Below are 6,309 nucleotides of genomic sequence, written 5' to 3' on the forward strand. Positions count from 1 at the left end.
GGATGGTCCAAGGAAGGAATGGGCCTGAAACGAAGAACGCCGGCACAGGGCCGGCGTTCGGGGGTACAGCAGTGTGGAAGGGGTTATCGCATGGAGGGATCAGCGATAGACGCGCTCACAACGGCGCTCGACCACGCGGTCGCCGGTCTTCTGCTGATGGTTGCCCTGGATCTGCCGCCCAGCTGCACCGCCTGCAACGGCACCGGCGACGGTCGCCAGCTTCTTGCCATTGCCGCCGCCTACCTGGTTGCCCAGCAGGCCACCGACCACGGCGCCCGTAGCGGTACCGGTGATGCGGTTGGGATCGCGGGTATTGCGCTGCACTTCCACGTTCTTGCAGACCACGCGGCTGCCATCGTTGAACTTGCGCCCTTCATCACGCGGGCCGTAATTCTGTGCGCCAGCAACGGACGAGGCCGCCAGCAGGGTGCCCAGCACCATCAATCGGGTCGAGGTCTTCATGGCCAACTCCTGTGCTCCGGTATGGCGCAAGTGTCTGCCTGCACGTGGCAACTGCAGGTGAAATCCACGTCTCCAAGCGCTCAGCGGCCATCATCGGTTCAGGAAACAAAAATGCGCCCATCGCGACCAGCATCGCGATGGGCGCCGTCTCCCACCCGGCTTAGAACTCTTCCCACCCACCCGTGTTTGCAGCGAGCGACGGGGCATTTCGCGGCGGCAGGCCGGTCGCGCGACGCACCGGCGGCACGCTTGCAGCGACCGCTGCCAACATCGGACGGACCGCTGCCGCCGCGACCGAAGCGCCGGTGCGGAACACCGACACCGCCTCGGCCAGCAGGTTTGCCTGCTCCTCCATCGAACGTGCTGCCGCGCTGGCCTCTTCCACCAGCGCGGCGTTCTGCTGAGTGGTCTCGTCCATCTGCATCACCGTCTGGTTGACCTGCTCGATGCCCGAGCTCTGCTCCTGCGAGGCTGCAGAGATCTCCGCCATGATGTCGGTCACCCGCTGCACCGAGGCGACAATCTCGCCCATCGTCGTGCCGGCCTGACGCACCAGCGCCGAGCCGTCGGACACCTTGCCCACCGACTCTTCGATCAGGCCCTTGATCTCCTTGGCCGCACCCGCCGAGCGCTGTGCCAAGGTGCGCACCTCGCTGGCCACCACAGCAAAACCCCTGCCCTGCTCACCCGCACGCGCAGCTTCCACGGCGGCGTTGAGCGCCAGGATGTTGGTCTGGAAGGCGATGCCATCGATCACGCTGATGATCTCGGCGATCTTCTTCGACGACGCTTCGATCGCACTCATGGTGGTCACCACTTGGCCGACCACCTCGCCGCCCTGCGAGGCCACCCCATGTGCACCGATCGCCAGCTGGTTGGCCTGGCGCGCGTGTTCGGCGTTCTGCTTCACCGTGGAGGTCAGCTCCTCCATCGACGCTGCCGTCTCTTCCAGGTTGGCCGCCTGCTGCTCGGTACGCCGCGACAGATCGGTATTACCCGAGGCAATCTCCCCCGCTGCCAGATTGATGCTGGATGCACTGGCCTGGATACGGCCGACGATCTGGGTCAGCTGCTCGACGGTCGCATTGCAGTCGTCGCGCATGCGGGCGAACACGCCGTGGAAGTCGCCCTGCATGCGTACGGTCAGATCGCCACGTGAGATCGCCTGCAGCAGGCTCGACACCTGTACCAGGTTCTCATCGGTGGTCTGCATCAACCGGTTCAGCCCGGTCACCATCTCGCCGAAATCATGCTCGAAGCGTGCTTCGTCACCGCGCAGGCTGAAGTCGCCCGCGGCCGCGGCTGTGGCCAGCCGGCGGATCTCGCCGTTGATAGCCGACAGACTCGATTTGGTCTCGTCCATGGCCTGGGTGATCGCCGCCTTCTCGCCCGGCAGGCGATCCATGTCAACCGACAGGTCGCCGCGTGCGTAGTGCTTCATCACCTCGATCAGACGGTTCTGCACCTGCACGTGCGAGCCCACCAGCGCGTTGGTGTCATGCACCATGCGCCCGTAGTCGCCGGGGAAGGCGCTCTCGTCCATGCGATAACCCAGGCTGCCATCATCGTGCTGCCGCGCCATCTCGCCCTGCGCGGCCATCACCGCCTGCAGCTGCCCCTGCATGCGCTGCATGGACTTCAGCAACTGGGTCACCTCGTCATTGCCCGAAGCATCGATGACGTTGTCCAAGCGACCGTTGGCGATGCCATCGGCCAGCTTCACCGCACCCGCCAAGGGGCGGGTCAGGCTGAGGGTGATCGCCCACGCTGCCAGTGCGCCGAGAATCAGGCTGAGCACACCAAAGGCGATGGACAGGGTTCCCGTCCACGCTTCCGTGGCGCGGTATTCCTCACGGCTGCGTTCGGTCAGGGTTTCCTGGTGCCGCAGCAGGCTGGAGATCGCTCCATTCCAGGCCGTGGCCAGACCGTGCTCGGCCAGCAGCTCGGTAGCTGCACCGTCGTAGTCGCCCGCCTTCATCCGCTCGTGCAATTGTTGAGTGGAGATGTCGGTGGCCTTGCGTGCCGCCGCGATCTGCGCCACCAGCGTATCGCCGGTGGCATCGCGGGGAATTTTGACGTACTTGTCCCAGATGCTGTCGTAGGTGCGGCTCAGTTCCTGCGCCCGCTGGTAATCCTTGTCGAACTCCTCGCCGCGCTTGATCACCATCAGGCGACGATGCATCAGCACCGCGTTGTTGGTATCGAGCATGTCGTTCAACAACCGCATCTTGACCATGTTCACGCCCACCACTTTCTCGAACTGGGCGGACTTCAGATGGTTTCCGTACAACACCAGGCCGACAATGGCCAGGATGAACAGCAACAGCAGACCGAAGCCGGCGGAAAGCCGGGATCCCACACGGAGGTTGCGTAAGGCGAGCATCTCAATTCCCTTGATCGTGGCCCTATATCGGTGGCGGCACGACCCGGGGAAACTTTAAGAGCAGTTATTGAAACAACGCCGCGTTAACATAAACGCGTTCAAGCAGAATCTCACCGTGAGGAACTCAGGCCCGTGGCGGGGAATCAGCCACGCAAGCCGATGACGGCATGCCGGGTGAAGAACCGCATCTTCCCCTCGATCGTAAAGTCCGTGCGCCTGATTTCGCCCAACATCATCTCACGCTGTGCTTCGTCCAGCGTGCAAGGCTCCAGAACATTGGCATCCAGCACGGTACCCGGTGGCGTCAGACGTAGCTCGACAATGCAGACATTGTTGTCCATTGGAACACCCGCCGGCCACGCCGTCATCGCGATCGCACGCAGCTCCTCCTGGTACACCTCCCTCTCCGCATATTCGAGATCCGGGTCCGGCCGGTTCGCCGGCAGGTGCAGTGAAGACTGCCTGGGCGTTGCCTTCGGCATCGAACGAACCGCCAGATTGATCAGGGTGTTCTGTGAGGCCGTTACCGCCAAGGCGATCACCAAAGCGGTGTAGCTGACACCACCGGCCTTCTGCAGTTCGGCACGCCGCCGATGCGCGCCTCCATGCCCGGCAAGCACCTTGCGGGCAATCCTCCGGCAATGAGACAGGTACAGGGAATTCGCCAGAATTCCGGCAAGCACGCGGCAGACCAAGAAGACGACTACCGCGAACCATGGCAGACCCATCTGAGTGAACGTGGTCATCGCCAAAGGCGGAACGATGAACCAGATCGTGCCCAGTACGGGCATGCGTCGGAAGAAAAACCATAGTGATGAAAACAGGAACACCGGCCAATGCCAACGTCTCGGCGCCCTGCCGGCAGCGTCGTCCAGCCTCCAGAAATGGCAATAGGTGGAGAACCGGTCCCCAACCACAATCGCCAGCGCACTCTTTTCACTTGGCTCGCCAGCGGCCGAGACAGCGCCTCGCTCCACACCACCCTCTGCACCACCGAAAGTGGGCTCGATCTTCATTCGCACTGATTCTTCATCCAAAAACAAGACGCCATTGATAATCGTTAGAAAGGCTGAGGAAGGTCAAAGTAGGCCGAGCCGGCGGCCACAATCTCAACTTCCTTGTAGAAATCAATCTTTCCAGCCAATTGCGCCAAATCCTCTCGTCCAAAGCCGTCACAGCCCTTCGATGCACGCGTTTCAATTCCTTTAATGGGAAGTGAAATGTGTCGCGGACAACCCAAAGAGCACCCACGACGCGACAACAAAGCAGAGCTCGATGTTCTCCCAGCGTCGATTTAGCAGAAAACGCAGAATCGTAAAAATACTCAACACCGGCAAAGATATCAGTCCAAAATAAAATATAAACCGAACCCATTCTACAAAAAGACCACATGTGGCGCGGGCCACCCCATAGACCCCATCACAACCAATGAAACTTATGTGAAGTATGAAATTTAGAGAAATGAGCAACCATGCAACGAAACATAGAGCCCAAACGGATAGGTACAAAGCCCTCACAACATCAACACTCCACTATTAATCGAAAAAATACATAGAAAACTCATCTTCTATTCCATTCAACAGGAACAACTTTGACCAGTCGACGACAGGCGCCACAGGGCGAAGAACTCCGTATATCCGATCAATCTCAGCGTCAGCCGTATTACCCTTACATCGGCTCCAAATCTCACATCCAGCTATAGGAGACTCCACAAGGCCGGCATCACGACTTCCTTTGGCTTTGGCTGCCGCTGCCAGAGCTCTTTTCTGCGCGCCCTCTGAGCTTCCAGCGATGACTGCAGCCGACAATTCGTTGAGCGCCTTGCCATCACCTCCCGAACCGCTCACTGACGAAGCTATCTCATAGAGACTTGAAACAAAAGCAGCATACGCCTTGGGGTGATTATTGGGCTCATCAGGACTTGTTCCATCCCAGACATGGCCATCTACGCTCCCATAGTGCGTCCCATCGGACTTCACATGTGCAAAGGAATCACCAAATGCATGAAGAATACGTTGATTCTCTGGATCCCTAAGGATATTAGCTTTCACCGTGGAATTGTCATGGTAATACCTGAGCCCAACCAATATTTCTTTGACCTTCTGGCCCAACTCCTTCTGCAGCTCCAGAACTTTTTCAGGATCCTTTTCACCGGTGAGCAGATGATGGGTCTGTTGATAGCCTGACGAGGAACCGCCATTTACAACATTGTCCTGCGTAATGGCATTTCGCACATCAGTATCCGGCGACCATGCTGCTAGTGCCAATGCCTTAGCATCCTGTTCGCTGAAGTTGGCCAGATAGATAATAGTTGCCATTGTGGAATAGTGTCCGACCTCCCCCCAATTGTTGTCCACAGCATTCTTCGCCTCACCGCTACCTGCAGCAACGCCGATCAAACTACCGTTGAAAGACCCGATGATCGATCATCCCGCACCAAGAATAGCGCTGACAACGTCCCGCTCATCCGCGGCCAGCTCCTTGCTGTCCTTGCAGTACAGGAATCTGGCGACTGCAGGTGCCGCGGCCTCCGCACCTCCCGCCGCTATTGCCCCTACAAGCGCGTTGTTACCGCTGCTGGCGGCAACTGCCGCTCCAAGTAAGGCGTGCGCAAGTATGTGAGTCGCACTGCCTTCTTCGCCTCGATTGCCGCCATCCACGGCATTCTTGCTCGCATTCTGTTTGAAATACTGCCCGATCTGATAGGAGATCGCAGGCGCCAAAGTTGCTGCTAGAGCTTCTCCGGCCCCTCCGGTCGAAGCGGCCAGACCACCAGCAACTGAGCTGACCAAAACTCCGATCTTCTGCAAACGTTCGATATCTCTGTCCGACTCAAGTGCCATCGCGATTAGTGCTGCCCTATCGTCCAAGCTGAGCGACAAGTTCCGACTTGGATCGGAGAGGATCGCCTTTGCATCCTCCTTGCGTTGCTTTGCCTCGTCGATGAACTGGTTTATTTCTCCGCGAATCTGCTGACCCACGCTAACTACCGTACCCGCAGCAGCCGCCATCACCTGCTGATCAGCCAGCAGCTTGCTGGCATCAGGCAACGCCTCCAGCGCCCGATGCGCCGCACTGGCATCGGTGTTGATACCCAGTTCCGCCGCCGTGGTCTGCTTGCCGCCGATGGTGATGTTGCCTTCAGTCAGCGTTGCAAGCGTGGAACTGCTATCGCTGCCGCTCTCCGTCATTGGCGTACCCGGGCCACCGCGCGGAGCGGTAGTGCCTTCCTTCACGTCCCAACCGTTCATCTTGCCGCCCGTACCACCGCTGACACTGCCGGAGCTGGCCGAGTAGTCCATCTGGTTCTGCAGGTCGCTGAAGGTCAGCGTCTGTGCGGTCAGTTCACTGTTGGCCGCGTTGGTGCTGGCAATCGCGCCGCCAATCAGGTTCACGTGTCCAGCATCCACGTGATAGCCACCGTTGCCGGCAAACAAGCCACTCTGCTGGCCCACGCCCTGGTA

4 protein-coding genes and 1 pseudogene are annotated in these 6,309 nt (G+C 59.5%); all 5 read right to left on the bottom strand.

The window, feature by feature from the left end:
• Window positions 1–99: 99 nt before the first annotated feature.
• Window positions 100–462 (bottom strand): glycine zipper 2TM domain-containing protein, encoded by a 363-nt coding sequence (locus AC1DKR_RS13450; RefSeq protein WP_478033236.1) that lies wholly within the window; start codon window positions 460–462, stop codon window positions 100–102.
• Between the two features lie 160 nt (window positions 463–622).
• Complete coding sequence (locus AC1DKR_RS13455; protein WP_478033237.1) at window positions 623–2,845, bottom strand: methyl-accepting chemotaxis protein; 2,223 nt, start codon at window positions 2,843–2,845, stop codon at window positions 623–625.
• Window positions 2,846–2,988: 143 nt separating this feature from the next.
• On the bottom strand, window positions 2,989–3,861 hold the full coding sequence (locus tag AC1DKR_RS13460; RefSeq protein WP_394195848.1) for a hypothetical protein: 873 nt from the start codon (window positions 3,859–3,861) through the stop codon (window positions 2,989–2,991).
• A 519-nt stretch (window positions 3,862–4,380) separates the two neighbouring features.
• Window positions 4,381–5,163, bottom strand: coding sequence for a hypothetical protein (locus tag AC1DKR_RS13465; protein ID WP_478033238.1), 783 nt, complete (start codon window positions 5,161–5,163; stop codon window positions 4,381–4,383).
• A 108-nt stretch (window positions 5,164–5,271) separates the two neighbouring features.
• Window positions 5,272–6,309 (bottom strand): annotated as a pseudogene (locus AC1DKR_RS13470) (hemagglutinin repeat-containing protein); the annotation flags it as partial.

Source organism: Stenotrophomonas sp. 01N47 (assembly GCF_056399165.1).

Coding starts and splice junctions, on each gene's coding strand:
- AC1DKR_RS13450 (WP_478033236.1), bottom strand. CDS start 462: ATGAAGACCTCGACCCGATTGATGGTGCTGGGCACCCTGCTGGCGGCC.
- AC1DKR_RS13460 (WP_394195848.1), bottom strand. CDS start 3,861: ATGAAGATCGAGCCCACTTTCGGTGGTGCAGAGGGTGGTGTGGAGCGA.
- AC1DKR_RS13465 (WP_478033238.1), bottom strand. CDS start 5,163: ATGGCAACTATTATCTATCTGGCCAACTTCAGCGAACAGGATGCTAAG.
- AC1DKR_RS13455 (WP_478033237.1), bottom strand. CDS start 2,845: ATGCTCGCCTTACGCAACCTCCGTGTGGGATCCCGGCTTTCCGCCGGC.